At 39.4% G+C, this 19,343-nt stretch carries 17 protein-coding genes; 10 read left to right on the top strand and 7 right to left on the bottom strand.

Annotated features, from left to right (window positions below; all coding sequences use genetic code 11):
* Positions 1 to 7: 7 nt before the first annotated feature.
* The 4 genes from F896_RS06635 to F896_RS06650 all read left to right on the top strand — a co-directional run bounded on the left by F896_RS06635 (position 8) and on the right by F896_RS06650 (position 5,662).
* The gene (locus tag F896_RS06635; RefSeq protein WP_016164279.1) at positions 8 to 1,243 is read left to right on the top strand and encodes a lipoprotein-releasing ABC transporter permease subunit; all 1,236 of its coding nucleotides are present in this window, start codon (positions 8 to 10) and stop codon (positions 1,241 to 1,243) included.
* Positions 1,236 to 1,925 (top strand): lipoprotein-releasing ABC transporter ATP-binding protein LolD, encoded by a 690-nt coding sequence (gene lolD, locus F896_RS06640; protein ID WP_004654642.1) that lies wholly within the window; start codon positions 1,236 to 1,238, stop codon positions 1,923 to 1,925. The genes F896_RS06635 and lolD overlap by 8 nt, the downstream gene beginning before the upstream one ends.
* Positions 1,918 to 3,153, top strand: coding sequence for a lipoprotein-releasing ABC transporter permease subunit (locus F896_RS06645; protein WP_016164278.1), 1,236 nt, complete (start codon positions 1,918 to 1,920; stop codon positions 3,151 to 3,153). The genes lolD and F896_RS06645 overlap by 8 nt, the downstream gene beginning before the upstream one ends.
* 88 nt (positions 3,154 to 3,241) lie before the next feature.
* A complete protein-coding gene (locus F896_RS06650; protein WP_016164277.1) occupies positions 3,242 to 5,662 on the top strand; it encodes a DNA internalization-related competence protein ComEC/Rec2 in 2,421 nt (806 codons plus the stop codon).
* Position 5,663: 1 nt separating this feature from the next.
* Here the strand turns inward: F896_RS06650 and F896_RS06655 are convergent, their stop codons facing one another.
* Positions 5,664 to 6,620: a lysophospholipid acyltransferase family protein gene (locus F896_RS06655; RefSeq protein ID WP_016164276.1), complete on the bottom strand. Its 957-nt coding sequence runs from the start codon at positions 6,618 to 6,620 to the stop codon at positions 5,664 to 5,666.
* Positions 6,621 to 6,758: 138 nt separating this feature from the next.
* Between F896_RS06655 and sppA the strand changes: the two genes are divergently transcribed.
* The gene (gene sppA / locus F896_RS06660) at positions 6,759 to 7,781 is read left to right on the top strand and encodes a signal peptide peptidase SppA (protein ID WP_016164275.1); all 1,023 of its coding nucleotides are present in this window, start codon (positions 6,759 to 6,761) and stop codon (positions 7,779 to 7,781) included.
* A gap of 133 nt (positions 7,782 to 7,914) precedes the next feature.
* Positions 7,915 to 8,706 carry an alpha/beta fold hydrolase gene (locus F896_RS06665; protein ID WP_016164274.1) on the top strand — a complete coding sequence of 264 codons (792 nt, stop codon included), beginning with the start codon at positions 7,915 to 7,917 and terminating at the stop codon, positions 8,704 to 8,706.
* Between the two features lie 37 nt (positions 8,707 to 8,743).
* On the opposite strand, the gene purN is transcribed toward F896_RS06665, so the two are convergent.
* Positions 8,744 to 9,373 carry a phosphoribosylglycinamide formyltransferase gene (gene purN, locus F896_RS06670; protein WP_171069699.1) on the bottom strand — a complete coding sequence of 210 codons (630 nt, stop codon included), beginning with the start codon at positions 9,371 to 9,373 and terminating at the stop codon, positions 8,744 to 8,746.
* Positions 9,370 to 10,440, bottom strand: coding sequence for a phosphoribosylformylglycinamidine cyclo-ligase (gene purM, locus F896_RS06675; protein WP_004805639.1), 1,071 nt, complete (start codon positions 10,438 to 10,440; stop codon positions 9,370 to 9,372). The genes purN and purM overlap by 4 nt, the downstream gene beginning before the upstream one ends.
* Positions 10,441 to 10,574: 134 nt before the next feature.
* Between purM and cxpE the strand changes: the two genes are divergently transcribed.
* From cxpE to F896_RS06695, 4 genes are all read left to right on the top strand, one after another.
* A complete protein-coding gene (gene cxpE / locus F896_RS06680) occupies positions 10,575 to 11,768 on the top strand; it encodes a chloramphenicol efflux transporter CxpE (RefSeq protein ID WP_016164272.1) in 1,194 nt (397 codons plus the stop codon).
* A 20-nt stretch (positions 11,769 to 11,788) separates the two neighbouring features.
* A complete protein-coding gene (locus tag F896_RS06685; protein WP_004805642.1) occupies positions 11,789 to 12,487 on the top strand; it encodes a DnaA ATPase domain-containing protein in 699 nt (232 codons plus the stop codon).
* A 113-nt stretch (positions 12,488 to 12,600) separates the two neighbouring features.
* The gene (gene rbtA / locus F896_RS06690) at positions 12,601 to 14,487 is read left to right on the top strand and encodes a rhombotarget A (protein WP_016164271.1); all 1,887 of its coding nucleotides are present in this window, start codon (positions 12,601 to 12,603) and stop codon (positions 14,485 to 14,487) included.
* 16 nt (positions 14,488 to 14,503) lie between these two features.
* Complete coding sequence (locus F896_RS06695; RefSeq protein WP_016164270.1) at positions 14,504 to 17,014, top strand: CSLREA domain-containing protein; 2,511 nt, start codon at positions 14,504 to 14,506, stop codon at positions 17,012 to 17,014.
* Positions 17,015 to 17,080: 66 nt separating this feature from the next.
* Here F896_RS06695 and F896_RS06700 read toward each other — a convergent pair whose 3' ends face one another.
* The 4 genes from F896_RS06700 to F896_RS06715 all read right to left on the bottom strand — a co-directional run bounded on the left by F896_RS06700 (position 17,081) and on the right by F896_RS06715 (position 19,323).
* Positions 17,081 to 17,470 carry a DUF3106 domain-containing protein gene (locus F896_RS06700; protein WP_016164269.1) on the bottom strand — a complete coding sequence of 130 codons (390 nt, stop codon included), beginning with the start codon at positions 17,468 to 17,470 and terminating at the stop codon, positions 17,081 to 17,083.
* Positions 17,460 to 17,783, bottom strand: a complete 324-nt coding sequence (locus F896_RS06705) for a hypothetical protein (protein WP_016164268.1) — start codon at positions 17,781 to 17,783, stop codon at positions 17,460 to 17,462. Before F896_RS06705 ends, F896_RS06700 begins: the two co-directional genes overlap by 11 nt.
* Positions 17,770 to 18,387, bottom strand: a complete 618-nt coding sequence (locus tag F896_RS06710) for an RNA polymerase sigma factor (protein ID WP_016164267.1) — start codon at positions 18,385 to 18,387, stop codon at positions 17,770 to 17,772. The genes F896_RS06705 and F896_RS06710 overlap by 14 nt, the downstream gene beginning before the upstream one ends.
* 159 nt (positions 18,388 to 18,546) lie before the next feature.
* The gene (locus tag F896_RS06715; RefSeq protein WP_016164266.1) at positions 18,547 to 19,323 is read right to left on the bottom strand and encodes a TrmH family RNA methyltransferase; all 777 of its coding nucleotides are present in this window, start codon (positions 19,321 to 19,323) and stop codon (positions 18,547 to 18,549) included.
* Between the last annotated feature and the right edge of the window lie 20 nt (positions 19,324 to 19,343).

Below are 19,343 nucleotides of genomic sequence, written 5' to 3'. Positions count from 1 at the left end.
AGATGGTATGTTTAAGCCAATTTCGCTGTATATAGGGTTGAGATACACTCGTGCTCAGCGGAGTAATCATTTTATTTCTTTTGTTGCTTTAGTTTCCATGATCGGCTTGACACTTGGTGTCGCTGTTCTCATTACAGTGTTATCTGTTATGAATGGTTTCGATCGCGAATTAAAAAATCGTGTCCTTGGAATGGTTCCACAAGCCACTGTTTCTTCTACTCAAATTCTAACAGATTGGCCTGAGCTTGTAAAAAAAGTTGAGAACCACCCGCATGTCACTGGTGCTGCACCATTTACTCAATTGCAAGGGATGTTAACCGGGCAAGGTCAAGTTGCAGGCATTATGGTGACGGGGATTGATCCTGAATATGAAAAGAAGGTTTCGATTATCCAGAACCACATGGTTTCAGGTGATTTAAATGCATTGAAAAAAGGCGAGTTTGGGATTGTCCTCGGCAAGGATATGACCGATGCACTAGGCCTTGGCTTAAATGACAGTGTGACCTTAGTACTGCCTGAAGCTACACCGTCACCAGCAGGTGTGGTGCCACGTTTTAAACGTTTTAAAATCGTTGGTATTTTTAGTGTGGGTGCAGAAGTGGATTCAATGGTCGGTTATATCGCCTTGAATGATGCTTCTACTTTATTGCGTTTACCAGATGGTGCACAAGGTGTACGCCTTAAAGTGGACGATATTTTTGCTGCGCCCGCAGTAGTTGACCAGATTGTTAAACAATTACCTAATAATTTTTATGCAACAAGCTGGAAGGAAACGCATGGAAGTTTATTCAGTGCAGTGAAAATGGAAAAGAACCTTGTCGGTTTACTATTATTTCTGATTATTGTGGTAGCAGCATTTAATATCGTATCGTCATTGGTCATGGTGGTAACCGATAAAAAGGCGGATATCGCAATTCTGCGGACTTTAGGGGCTTCTCCAAGATTTATCACGTCTGTTTTTATTGTCCAAGGCACCATCATTGGCGTTGTGGGTACTGTGATTGGGGTTATTTTAGGAAGTAGTTTTGCATTAACGATAAGTGATTTAGTTGGCTGGTTAAATCATACCTTTGGACTGAATTTATTTAGTGGTTATGTGATTGGCTATTTGCCTTCTTATTTACGCTGGCAAGATGTACTAATTGTTGTGACAGCATCTTTATCTATCAGTTTTTTAGCAACAATTTACCCTGCTATCCGTGCAGCGAAAACGCAACCAGCTGAGGCATTACGTTATGAGTAAGATCGTTCTAGAATCAAAAAATATCTTTAAGCATTTCGATGATGGCAAAAGTAAAGTTGAAGTGATCAAAGGCTTATCTCTTCAAGTCAATGCGGGCGAGTTCGTTTCTATTGTGGGGTCAAGTGGTTCAGGTAAAAGTACCTTATTGCATGTGTTAGGTGGCTTGGAGCAACCTTCACAAGGACAAGTATTTTTACAAGGCCAACGCTTTGATAATTTAGGTGAGGCAGAGCGTGGCTACAAGCGTAATCAATACCTTGGTTTCGTTTATCAGTTCCATCATTTACTCCCTGAATTTTCAGCCTTAGAAAATGTGGCGATGCCGTTAATGTTGCGCAGAGAAAGCAACTTTAAGGATGTGAAGAAGCAAGCAGAATATTTGCTCGATCGTGTAGGTCTATCCCATCGTATGGATCATAAACCAGGCGAATTGTCGGGTGGTGAACGCCAACGTGTGGCATTGGCCCGCGCGTTAGTGACCAAACCAGCTGTGGTATTGGCAGATGAACCGACTGGAAATCTAGATCGAAAAACAGCACTCAATATTTTTGAATTGCTCACCGATTTGAAAAAAGAGCTCAACATGGCGATGTTGATCGTGACACATGATGAGCAATTGGCACAGTCAGCGGATTCAATTTTGCATATGCAAGATGGTATATGGGTGGGTGAGCATGTTTAAACCCATTTCATTTTATATTGGGCTGAAATACACACAAGCGAGAAAAAAAAGCCGTCTGGTGTCATTTATTTCATTGATGACAATGATTGGTCTAACTTTGGGTGTGGCGGTGCTGATTACGGTTTTATCCGTCATCAATGGTTTTGACCGAGAATTGAAAAACCGTATTCTAGGCATTGTGCCGCAAGCGACCATTGCCTCAACTCAAATTATGACCAATTGGGAAGGTTTAGCGAAAGATATCACTAAACAATCCCATGTACTTGCTGTTGCACCTTATACCCAACTCCAAGGGATGTTAACGGCGCATGGCCAAGTAACTGGGATTATGATCTCAGGGATTGAGCCAGAATATGAAAAGCAAGTCTCTATTGTTCATGATTATATGAAAGCAGGCAGTCTAGATGCGCTGAAAAAAGGGAAATATGGAATCGTATTGGGGCAAGATCTAGCAGATAGCTTGGGACTTAAACTTAACGATCCTGTGACCCTGGTTTTACCAGAAGCGACGAGCTCATCGGCAGGGGTTGTGCCGCGATTTAAACGTTTCGAAGTGGTTGGAATATTTAAAATCGGTACTCAAGTCGATTCGATGGTGGGTTATATTGCACTGAATGATGCATCAACTTTATTGCGCTTACCAGATGGTGCGCAGGGTATTCGCTTAAAGCTGGATGATATTTTTGCTGCACCAGAAATTTCTGAGAGCATTATCAAAAAATTACCAAGTAATTTTTATGCTTCTAATTGGACATATACCCAAGGTAATTTATTTAGCGCTATTCAAATGGCAAAAAATATGGTGGGATTATTGCTTTTACTGATTATTATCGTGGCGACTTTTAATATCATTTCATCTTTGATGATGCTGGTCACGGATAAAAAGTCAGATATTGCAATATTACGTACTCTAGGGGCGTCACCATTATTGATTACTCAAATTTTCATGGTGCAGGGTACGATTATTGGTGTGATTGGAACGGGTTTAGGTACTGTTTTAGGCATTATTTTATCTTTAAGCATTGGTAATATCGTATCTTGGATTAATACCACCTTTGGCTTGAATCTATTAGATGCATATTTTGTGCATTATTTGCCTTCCTATTTACGTTGGCAAGATGTACTACTTGTTGTAAGCGTCTCATTACTATTAAGTTTACTTGCAACAATTTACCCCGCTTTACGAGCAGCAAAAGTTCAACCTGCTGAAGCATTACGTTATGAATAGTGCATAAATATTAAATTAGACCTCTTGTTAAAGCCCTGAAAAAGGGCTTTAATTTTATCTTTAGAAAAACTAAATTTAATTTTAAGAAATGTTGAAAATTGTTTTAATCAGCTGGATTGCTGGTATTGCCCTGATGGGGCATGATTTTAGCTTTGCAGTACACACTTGGTGGATTTGGCTAACACTAGCAGTCGTGATATTTGGCATTGGTTTATATACAAGAACGTCATATTCTCAATCTGTTGCCTATAAGTTTTTACTCTTAACCAGTGTCAGTTGGGCCTTGTTTTGTACGGGCTTTTATTATGCCGATTCAGCCTTGCAGCAACAGCTAAAATTCAAAGAAACTGAAGTACAGCCCTTTGAAGCGATTGTGTATATCAAAAAAATCGACGAGCTAAGCGAAGATGGGCAGAAACAAATTGTAGAAGTACTTAATCGACACACGCAACCCGTTGATTGGTTGCTTTATATAAAACAACCAAATAATCAAATTGTTCAGCAGCAAGATTTGCAATTAGGTCATTATTATCGTTTATCTGGGAGGATAAAACCTGCACATAGCTATGCTGTAGCAGGTGCATTTGATCAGGAAAAATGGTTTTTACAACAAAATGTCATGTCTGCTTATCAGGTCAGCGACATCCAGCCTTTAAGTCAAGATCAGATCTATCGTTTGGGCTTTCACCAGCATCTCAAGCAGCAACAAACACTACAAGAAAAATTTCTGCTCAATGTTGAAATGCTGCGATTGTCATTCCGTGAAATGCTGCAAGCGAGTACGCTACGGCATAAAGGTTTGTTATTGGCTTTGCTGACAGGTGACGAAAGCTTGTTATCAAATCATTTAAAGCAACAATTCCAACAATTAGGTATTTCACATTTATTGGCAATCTCTGGTCCACATGTCTTGGTTTTTGCGCTGATGCTGACTTGGGTATTGAAGTGCATGGTACAGCGTTATGCGCCAAAATTATATTTATGGCAACCACGACAGGTTTTAGTGCTTTTGCCTTTTGGACTGAGTGTACTGTTGTATGTGGCTTTTGTCGGTTTTGAAATTCCGGCACTGAGAACATTATTAACCGTGATTATTGCCAGTGTTTTTCTATGGTTTCGACAGTCGATTCAGCCATTCGCATTATTGATTTATAGTGCAAGCTTATTGCTGATCTATGATCCATTCAGTATTTTGTCTGCTGCATTCTGGTTGTCGTATGGGGCGTGCTTTATTCTACTACGCATCTATCAAACCATCAGGGATGTACCTCAAGAACAAGTCATCACAACCACTCAAAAACTGCTTTTAGGTATGAAGCTTCTGATTGAGTCACAATGGAAAATCTTTATTGCTTTACTTCCTTTGGTACTTATTTTCTTTCAGCAGATTTCGTGGCTTGCGCCGATCAGTAATCTGATTGCCATTCCATTGCTCAGTGGCGTAGTTGTGCCTTTAGGGATTATCGCAGCATGTATTTGGTTATTGATTCCTGCACTTGGACAACTACTATTTCAGTTCAGTGATGGATTACTGGCTATTTTGCTATGGCTACTCAATGGCCTACAACATGTTTCACCTGAGTTATATGGCGTCAGTTATACACCGTTGATGATGTTGGGCTTTATGGTTGGTATCGTCATTCTATTTCTGCCAAGAGGCATAGTCCCGAAGGTATGGTCGCTGGCGTGCTTCTTACCGATTTTTCTCGGCATAAAAGTCCAATCAACGGTATTCACTATTCTTGATGTCGGACAGGCCATCTTTTTACAGCATCCAGAACTGAGCCTAATGATCGATACGGGTGGGTCATATGATGAAACTAAGTTCAGCTTAGGGGATCGAGTGATTATTCCTTTTTTAAGGCAGCAAGGGATATGGACATTGGATCATGTGATTTTGTCTCATCTGGATCAAGATCATAGTGGCGCATTTGCAGCAATCCAAAATGCTTTTGCGATTACTCAAGTGCAATCCAATGAACGTAATGAAAAAATGCCATTTAAAAATAATTTCTCATTGTGTCAGCAAGGCCAGACTTGGTCATATTCAAATCTAAAAATACAAATTCTATCACCCGATCAGGAGGGCTTGGCTGTTGCAACACATCAGCAAAATGAACAGTCTTGTGTTGTTTATTTACAATTCCTGAATGCGCAACCGTATCAACATTTTCTGATTATGGGCGATGCAGGGTGGGAAACTGAATATAAGCTAATGCAGCAATATCCTGATTTAAAAGTGGATGTTTTGGTTCTAGGTCATCATGGCAGTAAACACAGCTCTGCTTATGATTTCTTAGCGATGTTAAAACCTAAATTAGCGATTGCATCAGCTGGCTCTGATAATCGTTATGGACATCCTAGTCAAGAATTGCAAAGTCGCCTTCAATCTTTAAAAATTCCTTTGCTCAATACAGCGCAGTCAGGCAGTATCAGTTTTTTATTCGAAAATGGTGTTGTTGAGTTAAAACAGCAACGCCATCAACGAAAATGGTTACAACGAGAATAGCCTACGCATCTTTATTTTGTTGTGTCTGCTGACGAACTGCAGCTACTTTTAGCAGCGCTTCATTTTCATCAATATCGTAGATTTTCTTTAAAGCGGGATTGGCGCGAAAACGTTTGTAGCTCCAGTGATAATGCTCGGGGTAACGTCGAATCAGTTGTTCTAAAGTTTGATGAATAATTAAAGTGCCATCTTCGGCATTACCTTCATAGATTTGAGGATTGATCGGTTCGACATACATATCAAAGCCATCTTGATCATTTCTCATGGCATAAAATAATAAAGCTCGAGCTTTGGTTTTTTGAATGAGTTTGGCGCTGAGACTGCTAGATGCCAGCGGAATACCGAAATAATCAACCATATCTCCACCATGATCAGGGGTATGGTCTGGAAGAATAACGGTAGTACCACCTTGTTTTAGTGCTTTAAAAATCTGTCGTACCCCACTTTCATCGGTAGGGACTAAATTTGCCTGATTGCGGCTACGTGCATCACGAACAAAACGATCAGCATCAGGGTTTTTGACAGGCTTGTATAAGATGGTCATTTGCGTATGTTGTGCTAACCATGCGTTCATGACTTCCCAAGTCCCCAAATGAGGCATAATCAGGACGACACCCTTTTTTTCTGCTAAGGCTTCATGGAAATAATGTTCGCCATGAATATTGTGGATTCTTTGAATGTTTTTTGCATCTGTTGAGCCCCAAATACTGAAAAACTCAAAATAAGAACCCAATTCATTTCGAATAGCTTGTTTGGTGAGTTGCTGTCTATGTTGCGAATCCATCTCTGGAAATGCAATTTGTATGTTCAAACCAATCGTTTTTGAAAGTTTGGAAAGTGGAAGAGCTGTGACCAAGGCTGCAACCAAACGTGCAAAGAAGCGCCCTAATTGAATCGGCTGGCGACTAACAAACTGAATAAGACGATATCTTGTACTGGTTGATTTAGGCTGAGTCATGTAGGAAAAATTATAAAAAATTACAAAGGGAAGTATAAAGCAAAAAATAATTATAAGTTAAGACAAGTTATTTAAACAGTTTTGCGCAAATCCACGTATATAATAAAGCCACTTTAAAATATATTGGATTGGAATCTTATGTCCGATTGGCCACCAAAACCACAAAATGAATCTACAAATAGTAATAATGTGACAGGCAAAGAATGGCAAATTTTAGAAAAAGCTGTTTTAGCTTCTGTCGAAGAACAACGCCGTAGTCGTCGTTGGAGCATTTTTTTTAAATGTTTGGGCTTTGCATATTTGCTGATTGTATTATTGGCAATGACCAAGAGCTGTACCAGTTCCTCTGAGAAATCAACGACAAGCATCAGCAGTAACCATTTGGCTGTGGTCGATATTGTGGGAACTATCGATTCATCTGCGGGTCAATCTACAGTGAATAGTGAAGATACCAACAAAGCATTAAAGCGTGCATTTGAAGCTAGCGGCAGTAAGGCAATTGCATTGAATATCAATTCACCAGGCGGCTCGCCAGTACAGTCTGATGAAATTTGGCAAGAAATCCGTTACCTGAAAAAACAGCATCCAGATAAAAAAGTTTATGCCGTAATTGGCGATATGGGTGCATCAGGTGCGTATTATATTGCTTCAGCAGCAGATGAAATCATTGTCAATCCATCAAGTTTAGTGGGTTCGATCGGCGTGATTATGCCAAATTATGGTTTGAATGGATTAGCGCAGAAGCTAGGCATTGAAGACCGTACCCTGACTTCAGGCAGCAATAAAGATATCTTGAGTATGACTAAACCACTTGATCCCGCACAAAAACAGCATGTGCAATCAGTCTTGGATAATGTGCATACTCACTTTATTAATGCAGTGAAAGAAGGTCGTGGTAAACGTTTGAAGTCAAATGACCCTGCAATTTTCTCAGGTCTATTCTGGACGGGTGAACAAGCAGTTGCTTTAGGTGTAGCAGATCGTAACGGAAGTTTGACAACATTGATGCGTGATCTAAAAATCGAGCAAAAAGTGGACTATACGGTACAACGTAATCCGTTAGAATCAATTCTAGGACGTATGGGGGCGCAGCTTGGTGCAGGTATTAGTAGTTCGCTTGCAGCACAGCTAGAAACTCAGCAGAACGCAAAAATACAATAATATTTCAAAAAGGGTTGTGTTAATCACAACCCTTTTTTTTATTCTAAAAATAACTGGACAGTTATCCTTTTAATTTGCAATACATATGTAGAGTAGGATAATTGACCAATCAGTGAAAATAAAAGACAAGCTTATGAAACCCTTGATTCATTTTGCCCATGCCAATGGTGTTCCATCTAAAGTTTATCAAAAGCTGTTTGATCAGTTAAAAGATCAATATGACATTATCTATGTTGCCGAGATTGGAAACGACAAGCGTTATCCGATCACCCACGGCTGGACGCACTTGGTCGATCAGATTATTGATAGCATTGTGCAGCAAGCACAAGGGCGTAAAGTGATTGGCTTGGGACATTCTTTGGGTTCAGTTTTGACACTGATGTCTGCTTATCGTCGTCCAGAGTTGTTTTCACAAGTCATCATGCTAGATCCACCTTTAATCATTGGTAAAGCATCCTTTATTTTTCATCTTGCTAAAATTTTTAAGCCTAAACTGGTGGACAAGATTACCCCAGCAGGTTTGTCAGTACGTCGTCGTGATCATTGGGATTCACGTGAACAAGCTGCAGAGTTATTAGGCTCGAGAGGTTTTTATCAACACTTTGATGCGGATTGTTTTCAAGCTTATATTGACTATGCCCTGACAGATGATCCACAAAATGGTGGTGTCACACTCACCATTGCTAAAGATGATGAAGTGGCAATGTTTAGAACCACACCATCCATGTGGTGGTTACCAATGCCAAAACCTCCTGTTCCTGTAGATTTGGTTGTGGGACAAGACAGTGTTTTCTTAAAAGAAAAGTTCCCGCAAGTAGCGAAAAAGAAATTGGGTATTCCTTTTTCTGTGCTTGAAGGTGGCCATATGTTCCCGTTAGAGCATCCAATGGAAACAGTAGAGAAAATTAAAAGCTTGGTAGTTTGAATCAATAAAAAACGCATCCTAGGATGCGTTTTATTTTTTAGAATTGTGCAAATTGAATTGGTCGTTCTAAGGGCTTTTGGTTGAAATAAGCTTGACCATTCTGCCAAGTCAGTTGGCCATTACATAACCATTCTGTAACTTGAGGATAAATGAAATGCTCAAGCTCATGCACACGTTGTGCCAAGCTTGTTACAGAGTCATGTAAACAGACTTGAATTGCTGATTGCGCAATACTTTGTCCTGCATCGAGCTCAGCCGTGACAAAATGAACTGTACAGCCATGCAAACGATCTCCGGTATTTAGTACACGTTGATGTGTATTCACACCTTTATAAAAAGGCAGCAGAGAAGGGTGGATATTTAACATTTTACCTTGCCATTGACTCACAAAGTTCGGGGTTAAAATCCGCATAAAGCCAGCAAGGATTACGAGATCAACTTGCCATGCCAACAATTGCTGATGCATGGCGTCATCAAAGCTTTCGCGATTTGGATAATCTTTATGTGAAATAACAGCGGTCGCAATATTGGCTTTCTCAGCACGCTGCAATGCGTAAGCATTAGCTTTATTTGAGAGAACACCAATGATTTGCCCTGACAGATTTGCATCTATCAGGGCCTGTAAGTTGCTACCGTTGCCTGAGACAAGGACAGCAATTCTCATTATGCAAAGATCACGCGAATTTTTTCGTCTGCACCTTCAACTGATTCAGCATTTTCTTGGATATAACCAATTTTCCATGCTTTCTCGCCTTGTGCATTTAAGAGATCAATAGCTTTGTCCGCTTCGCTTGCATCAACTGCAATCACCATACCTACGCCACAGTTAAATGTACGGTACATTTCAAAGCGTTCTACGTTGCCTTCACGTTGTAACAACTGGAATAATTCAGACCATTCCCAGCTTGATTCATCAATGACAGCTTGAGCACCATTTGGAAGTACACGTGGTAAGTTACCTGGTAAACCACCGCCAGTGATATGTGCCATTGCATGAACATCAACTTGTTTGCAAAGTTCGAGTACTGGTTTTACATAGATACGTGTTGGTTCCATTGCCACGTCGGCAAGTGGACGACCATCGACGATTTGAGTTAAGTCTACATTCTTAACATCTAAAATTTTACGCAATAATGAGTAACCATTTGAGTGTGCACCACTAGATGCTACACCAAGAAGTACGTCACCAGACTTCACTTTAGTTCCATCGATAATTTTACTGTGTTCTACAACACCAACAGCAAAACCAGCAAGATCGTAATCTTCACCTTCATACATGCCAGGCATTTCAGCAGTTTCACCACCGACCAATGCACAACCAGCAAGTTCACAACCTTTACCAATACCTGTCACTACATCTGCTGCAACATCAACATTTAAATGACCAGTTGCATAGTAGTCGAGGAAGAATAATGGCTCAGCACCACAAACAAGTAAGTCGTTTACACACATTGCAACGAGATCTTGACCAATCGTGTCATGACGGTTGAGGTTTAGTGCTAAACGTAATTTAGTCCCTACACCATCTGTTCCTGATACTAAAACAGGTTCTTCATAACCTTTGGGAATTTTGCATAGTGCACCGAAACCACCAAGACCGCCCATTACTTCAGGACGAGTGGTGCGTTTAGCGACAGATTTGATACGATCGACCAATGCGTCTCCCGCTTCAATGTCGACGCCAGCATCTTTATAGCTTAAACCAGTATTTGGGGTAGAAGTTGAGTTGCTCATAGTGAAGTCTCCGCAGTGGCGGCAGATTATAACCTGAATATACGAAACTCTTATGTTATTTATGCTCGAAAATGCTATCTTTAATTAAAATTTTTTTCCATTTATAACGATTACACGAAAAAAGGCTAGATTTTATGCAAGATCAGGTACTACGTCGTATCTTTATCCTCGCTGGGCTCGCATTACTCCTTTGGGTGCTCTATCTATTAAAGCCCATTGTGATTCCTTTTGTAGGTGCTTTTTTCATTGCCTACTTGTTTAGCCCGCTTGTGGATGTTCTTGTCAAAATTAAATTGCCTCGTTGGCTTGCAATCAGTATCGTGTTTATTGGTATTGGTGTGACTTTGACCATGGTTTTATGGTTTCTAGTACCACTGATATGGAAGCAATTAATGTATGCGCGGGATAGTATTCCTGCGGGAATTCATTGGATTAATGCAACCTTCTTACCGTGGGTATCACATACCTTTAATGTGGTGCCGATGGAAATTGATACTGAACAGATTACCAAAGCTTTTATGGATTATATCCAGACTAACTACAGTGCTGATAGTATTCAAACCATGGCGTTAAGAGTTGCCCAGTCTGGATTGAACTTTATTCAGTTGGGTGGTGTGGTGATTTTAATTCCAATTATCTCATTCTACTTTTTGCTCGATTGGGAAAGAATGCTACAAAGCTTTAGACGTTTAATTCCACGTCCTTATGAAGCTTCAACTTTAGCCATCGTTCGTGAATGCCATAGTGTCTTAGGCGCTTTTGTAAAAGGCCAATTCCTCGTTATGCTTTTATTGGGAATTGTTTATGCTGTTGGGTTGCAATTGATTGGTCTTGAGGTTGGCTTGATTATTGGGATGATTGCAGGCCTTGCCAGTATTATTCCTTATTTAGGTTTTGGTGTCGGGATTATCGCTGCCGTTATTGCAACCCTGTTTCAATTTGGATTGGATTGGACACAACTACTTTTGGTTGGTGTTGTATTTATGATTGGACAAATGGTCGAAGGCTACATTCTTCAGCCATTCTTGTTGGGAGATAAAATTGGGTTATCTCCTGTCGCCGTTGTTTTTGCTGTATTGGCCGGTGCACAACTGGGTGGTTTCCTTGGAATGCTAATTGCCTTACCTGTGGCTGCTGTCATTGTTGTATTATTAAAACATGCACGTGATAATTATGAAAAAAGTCGCTTATATGGATTACCAACAGAAGTTGTGTTGGTAGAAGGTGAAACTCAACATATAAATATTGAATCAGGTCATGTAGAGCTTGATATTCAAATTAAAAACTCTCAAGATACAGAGACTTCAAACTCGAATGACTTAAAGTAATTGAGGAACAAATTAAGTATATGCGTCAACTACAACTGGATATAGAACCTCAACTCGATGCTCGAATCAGTGATTTTTCAGGGCCGGGTTGGGGACCTGTGGTTGATGCAGTTAGACAGTTACATGCTGGGTTGGTAAGCCGCTTTTATGTCTATGGCGGCGCTGGTACAGGTAAGAGTCATTTGCTTTCAGCGATCTGTGATTCATATTTAGAGTTAGGTCGGCCTGCAATAAAAGTTTCATTGTTAGAATTATTAGATGCACCCATTGAAGCAATCACGTCTTTAGAATTTTATGACTTAGTTGCATTAGATGATATTGATTCGATTAGTGGCGTTCCACATTGGCAGAAAGCCGTTTTTCATTTAATGAATAATCATGAAGGGCAGTTGGTTTTTTCTTCTCGTGTTGCGCCCATTGAGCTAAAGCTTGAATTACCAGATTTACAGTCAAGGTTGACTCAGGCTGTCAGTGTAAAAGTGCCGAATGGCAGTTCCTATATTGATCGGCATGCTTTACTACAATCAGTTATGACCCGACGTGGTATTCATTTTGATCAACAGATTGTAGATTACTTGTTGAGCAATGGGCCGCATCAGGCATCAATTTTATTACAAACACTGGCCCAGCTCGAAAAAATGCTAAAGGGCGAAAAAACTAAGCTTTCAAATACAACACTTAAGCAGATTTATGCTTTGATTGATGAATATCGCCAATAGCATAAAATTTCTTGAGTAATTTCGAGAGCTATGACAAAGTACGCACAAAGGAATGTGGTTGCAAACACTGAGTTTGTAATACGAAGAAAAATGAAAAATAGAAGGAGATCGGTATGCTCAAACGGACGCTTGCCTGCGCTTTATTTGCGATTACTGGACATGCATATTCTGCGGATATTCAAGTTACAACATTGGCTGATGAAGACAAAGATGATGCCGTTTGTTCATTACGAGAAGCTGTTGAGTTTTTAAATAAAAGAAGCCAAAAAGAATTTGAAAATGGTTATCACGGATGTGGTAATAAAGATGCAACGAGTAACATCATTTTGCAACGTGACCAGACCTATCAAATTAATTCAGCATTAAATATCAAAGCAGCGACTACAATTCGTACTGCAGCTAGTGATGGCTTTAATGATAATAAAAAAGGCTTAAACAATGCGACGATTAAAATGGTGGGTTCTGATCGTCTTTTCGTAATTGATGATAATAATGTTGAAAGTGCTTTGCTTGCAGTCGGTTTGATTGAGCTAAATCTACAAGGAGCTTCCAATAAGGTTAATGATGGCGGCTTAATTCTCAATCGTGAAAGTTTATCGATTCAATACTCAAGATTAGTCGGTGGTTCAGCGAATCGAGGCGGTGCAATTTATAATGCTGGTGTCTTATCGGATGCGAAAAATACAGCAGGATATGTCTCTATTAATAATAGTATTTTACAAAATAATAAGGCGGATCAGGGGGCAGTCATTTATAGTGAAATGCCAATGTATCTCATTACACAATCGGTAATACGTGATAATGAAGGTGTAGCAGGTACCAATGGTGCTTTGCTCTATGTCCAAACTGGTTTTAATAACGATACTATTGCTGGGGCATTGGGAACGGGTATTTCAGGTATTCGCAGTAGCACTATTTTTCATAACAAAGGCGGCTATGTTGCGAATATTCGTGAAGGGATGATTCTCAATAATAATACAATTATTAAAAATGCTGCTGGGTTACATTTACAGTCTTTAAATTTCAAGATAACAACAACAACTGACGAAAATGGCGAGAAAAAAGAAACAGTTAAAGAATATCCTAGCTCTTATGTTTCAAATAGTATTTTAGTTGCGAATGGAAATACGAACTGTACGAACACTTCAGATGATACGACTATTGTTCAAAGCAATTTAACCACATCAGATTGTGATCGTAATGCAGAAAAACGTTTACCAAACTTTATGTGGAATCAGAATGATCCTGAGCAAGCCTTAATTGCGGGTGGTACAAATGATGAAGGCATTTGTGCAGCTCCACCAGCGAAGGGGTTGCTGTGCCCTTATTCTATTCCGAAAGATCAAATGCTCGGTTTCTTTAAACCCCGTTTATTGGCTTCTTATAAACAGTTGTCAGATTCACTCATTGTCAATAAAGGGCGCATTTATAGTGATGGTACGACTTTCAGTACAGCGAATTGTGAGCCTACAGATCAACGCGGGAAAAGTCGTACAGGGTTTAATGAATTATGTGATTTGGGCTCAGTTGAGTTAATTGTCAATCGTGGTGAAATTCCAATTGTTGGTCAAGATATTTTATACGGACAAGTGGCTAAGTTTAGTATAGCGGAGAGTTTATTAGACGGTGAGTTGCTGGATCCTGCAACATGTGAAGCACAACTTGGTAAGCGTTCAGATGGCCAGCCTTGGAAAGTCGGTTGTTTAGAGGTCGTGCAAACACAAACTCCATCTAAAGGCAAGACCAGCATCGATCAGGATGGTAATGTAACTTATGTGCCTGATAGTGATTGGCATGGTGCAGATAAATTTAATTTACGGGTAATGACGACTACGACTCGTTTTAATGATGTATCAAACTATTTTATTGATATTCCAGCAACAATTGTACAAGATCCACCGAATACCTTTAAAAGTAAAACAGTGAGTACGGGTAGCTTTGGAATGGGTGCGATCTTGATGTTACTTGGATTGGTAGGATTGCGCCGCTTTAAATCATAATCAGGGATGAGATGAGATGAGACATTATAAAAAAACAATTTTAGCAACCATGGTTATGGCGACAATGCCATTGTTAGCGGCAACGAGTAGCACGCCTATTAAAGTCACTACTTTTGTGGATGAAGATGGTGAAAATCCTTCTGCTTGTTCATTGCGTGAAGCATTAAGAACTGCCGAAACACGAGTTGCTTATGGTGGCTGTACGGTCACAGATACGCTTTCAAGTACGCAGAAAGTTATTCAGCTTGAAAAAGGGGTTTATACCCTTAAAAAGGAATTAGCGCCAAATGTGAGTGTCGCAATTTGGGGCGCTAGTCCGGTCGATTGGCAAGAAAAAAATGTGTTATTGAACGATATTGTAAACCAATACCCTGCACAAATTCCTTTGCAAACCACGATTAAAGCTGAGAATTCACGTATTTTTAATACAACATTAGGAGCAAAAGCTCTTAGTCTCAATAATCTGATTTTGACCGGTGGTCGGACGGCAGATCGTGGAGGAGCGATTTATGCAGGTGCTGATGTTGCTTTGCAAAGTAGTCAAATTTTAGACTCTCAGGCAAAAGAGGGTGGTGCTGTTTATTTAGCGGGCCCATCAACAACACTAACTTTGACCAAAAGCTTGATTCAAGGAAATCAGGCTGATAAAGGTAGTGTCTTGTCTATGAGTTGTTTTAATGATGTAACGTATGCAAAGCGTACCCTCAATTTGACCTCAAACAGCTTTATCGCAAATGGTTCTGGAAACTCAAGTAGTATGATTGAGTTTTGTGGAGAATCAACTGCGACATTAACAACCAATACGATTGCAAAAAATATTGTCAACTCCTCATCTGGTAATTTAATTAAATTTACAGGTGATACTAAACCAGGAACTGAAGAAAATAATAATTCCAGTATTTTAAGCAATGCAAGTAATATACTTTTAACCAGTAATACTATTGTTGAAAATCAAGCTTTTACAACTCTGTTGTATGATAAAATTGGTGGAAAAGTATTAACCTATAACGTTCTTGCTTATAATGGTGGGGTGAATAGTTACGCATGTCGATATCTATTTGGTGATGTCGTTAATCAGGAAGACGTTAGTTTTGGTATAGCTTATAATGCGCTTTCATTAAAAGAGGGTGATTCTACATCTCCAATCAATAATATATGTGATGTCCCTAAAGAGTCACTTAAAAATAATACAACCAATTTAAATGTAAGTAATATTAGTATTGGAACACTATTGAGTCCATTACAAGCAGCTTCTGCTTATACTGCATTCCTGCCAATCTATTATCCAAAGAAAAATGTAACAGAAATAGAAGTTAAGGTGGATGATAAGACGACTACAAAAATAGTTGGTTTATTAGATGTTGATGGAATTGCTTGTAGTACAACGGACCAACGTGGTCTGGCTCGTATTGTAGATGGTACCTTGTATTATAATCCTGAGGCGAGCAACCGTTGTGATATTGGTTCAGTTGAGTTAATGAGATTTACAGCGGGTGATTTACAAGATTTGACTAATACCTCTATTAGTGGCGCAATGTCAACTTATCAAGCTCAATATAATTTCTTTGATAATTTAGTCAAAAATCCAAATAATCCTGATTTTTTAACTTACTATAAATCTCGTTTGGATCAATATCAAAAGCTATTGCAATATACAAAAGCTAATTTGAAATATCGTGCAATTTATATTGATTTAAGCAACTATCAATTACCATTACCTCAAGATACTGAGCAAGCTGATGGTAGTTATAAATTAGAGTTTTTTAATCCTGATTTATATAATGTTACGACAGAACCTCTTGGTAAAGGTCAAATTAATGATACTGTCACAGATATAGATGGAAGCGATAAAGAAAATTTAGTATGTGTTTGGAATAAAGACCTTCAGCAAATTATTTTTTATCGTAAGGATGATAGTATTACCCAAGCTGGAGATAAGATTTTCTGTAAATACACGATCACGTCAAAGTCTAATCCAAATATAAGTTCGTCTGGCTTAATTCGTGCAGCTTTTGCAAATATTGCACCAGTTGCAACTGATACATCTTTAACTTTTAAATATAAGGAAAAGCAAAAACTCAGCCTGAATTTATTAAACTTTGCCAATGATCATGGTGATACTGGAGAAGGTGGGACTGGCCCAGAAAAAAATCCAAATAAATCTCAGTTTTGGAAAAATGAAGAAGGGGCTGAGTTACCAATTCGTTTGACGAATGTACCAACCAATGATTTGAGTATTACAGCTGATCGTAAAGGCGCTTGTCCTGCGCCAGATGAAAAAGAAACTTGCTATGGTGGGAATGTTTACGTTCAGGAAGTAAATGCGTTTAACCCATTTAACTTCTCATTTAACTATCAAGTTTATGATGCTGATGGCGTATCATCAAATTCAGCTACTGTGCGAACCATTAGTACAGCAACCACGACGGATGATACTCGCCCGGCGAGCAGTGGTGGGGGTAGCATTAGTTTCTATTCGATATTTGGTTTATTGGGGCTATTGGCTTATCGTCGCTTTAAGAAATAAGCCGACCCAACATAAAAAATAGCGCCTTTAAGGCGCTATTTTTTATTTTTATAAATAAATTAAAAATTAGTGCTCAGCATATTTAGTAAGATATTCTTCTCTGATATTGACGCGTTCTTCGTTACTGGCATTTAGCATGCGTTTACGTAGCGTGTTACGTTCTTGCATACTCATTTTTTGCCATACATCACGCATTTTCTGTTTTTCATCTTCGGGTAGTTGCGTAAACCATTCCATCCGTTGCTGGAGTTGGGAACTTTGGTTGGTCGGAATTTCTTTTAAGGTTTGATAACGTTTAATTAAAACACGCTGCTCTTCAGGTGATAAGTCATCCCAAGCTTCTTCAGTTGCCGGTTTATTCGGTTTAGAGAATACCCAAAAGCGTTCTGAACCTGCAAAACTGGTTTGTAATAAGCCGAGTGTACACACAACAAGTGCTAATTTTTTAGCTGCCATGTGGAACTTTATCCTCACCTAAGACCAATAACATTTCCATATCTTCAACCATTTGCGGTGAAAGTTTTGGATTTACCACAACCTGATTTTGAGGTTGGTCCGCCAATTGCAACGAGCTAGGCAGAACTACAATCCCCATGAGGGCAGCAGCAAACGCAAAACCAGTCATTTTCCAAATACTGTAATAAGAGGTTGGTTTCTTTTGTACAGTATCAAGAACATGATTCATCACCATCATTTTATTGTGGTGTTGTTCTTTCGCAAGTTGGTCGAGTCTGGATGTCACATGTTTAGTGAACTCATCTTTTTTCATTTGATGATCCTCCCGTATGCGGGTTTAAATGCTCTAAAGCAATTCTGAGTCCCTGAATCGCGCGGTGGTAATGTGTTTTCACACTGCCTTCACTGCAATCCATAATCTGTGCTGTGGTCATCGTATCGAAACCTTCCCACGCTCTTAGCATAAATGCTTGTTGTTGACGGACGGGTAATTGATTGATTGCAGTCTGAATTTCCTCCATCGTGACTTCTTGATCAAGAAACTCAAACGGGTTAGGGGTTGATTCATCGACAACATCAATAATTTCTTCGTCATCATCTAAACTAATTTTTTTAAATAATGAGAAAGGGCTTGCACGACGAGCTTCTTTGCGTCGCCAGTCTTGGAGTTTGTTATTTAATATGGTGTAGAACAGGGGATACCATTCTTCAGTACTTTTATCTGCATATGATTTGTGCAATGAAATGAAAGCTTCTTGCACTAAATCCATTGCAATGCCTTGTTGTCCCTGTGTTGCACTTTCCATCATAACCAAGGCACGACCTGTAACGTCTTGCATAAAAAAACGCAGACGTTGTTCAACAGTACTACGATCAGTACTGTTTTCAGTTCGAGCCTGTTTCGGTGCTAAATCCATAGAGATGGAAAATCCTGTCATGGATACCCACCATTAATTCCAATTCATTAATCATATAACGTTGAAAATGGTGGGCGCGTTGACAACTTAAGCAATTATTTTTAGTAGTGTAATTGATTTTCTCAGTAAAAAAATCGTATTTAAAATAATTTAACGTTTTTACTGACGTTGGCGAACCATTTCAAAAAAGCAAACTGATCCAGCAATCGCAACATTAAGAGACTCTTGCCCACCAGGTTGAGGGATCGCCACTGCCTGAGCATGCTCAAGTGCATAGTCACTTGCACCTTGACCTTCATTACCTAAAATCCAGACGCAGGCTTGAGTTAAATCTTGGTTATATAAACTGGTTGAACGATGTGAACTGGTCACAAAAACTGGAATTTGAAATTTTGGAAGAATATCTGTGAGCTGGAAGTTTTCAAAGCATTGAAGGCTAAAATGAGCCCCCATACCTGCTCGGAGAACACGTGGAGACCAAAGCGCAGCTGAACCTTGTGTACAAATCACCTGTTTGATGTTTGCCGCGGCAGCAGAGCGGAGCAATGTCCCTACATTTCCAGGATCTTGAACATTTTCTAGAATTAAAGTATCAGCCTTAAAATCAATAGTGGCTGCGGTTTTGGGTAAATCAACAATCGCGAGACAAGGCAGGGTTGTGCCTAATGTACTTAAATCCTTATACAAGACTTCACTGATAACGAAGATGTGAGCTTGGTGGAGTTCTATCACTTCTTGTAAATCTGGATGTTCTAAGGCTTGTTCGGTGGTAAATAAAGAAAAGATTTTTTTCTGCTGTTGTAACCAAGCCAAGCACAGATGTGTACCTTCTAGAACGGTTTGCTGATGTTTTTTTCGAGCACTGTTAAGCTCGATCAGACCTCGCAAATGTTTAATTTTTGCATTGTCTTTTGATTCTAGGAAAATAACCGCCATAAGATAAACATCCAAAAGGG

This window comes from Acinetobacter genomosp. 15BJ, from assembly GCF_000400715.1.
Lineage (GTDB): Bacteria > Pseudomonadota > Gammaproteobacteria > Pseudomonadales > Moraxellaceae > Acinetobacter.
Note: the sequence above shows the minus strand (reverse complement) of the source record. Positions and strands in the feature narration are given on the sequence as shown.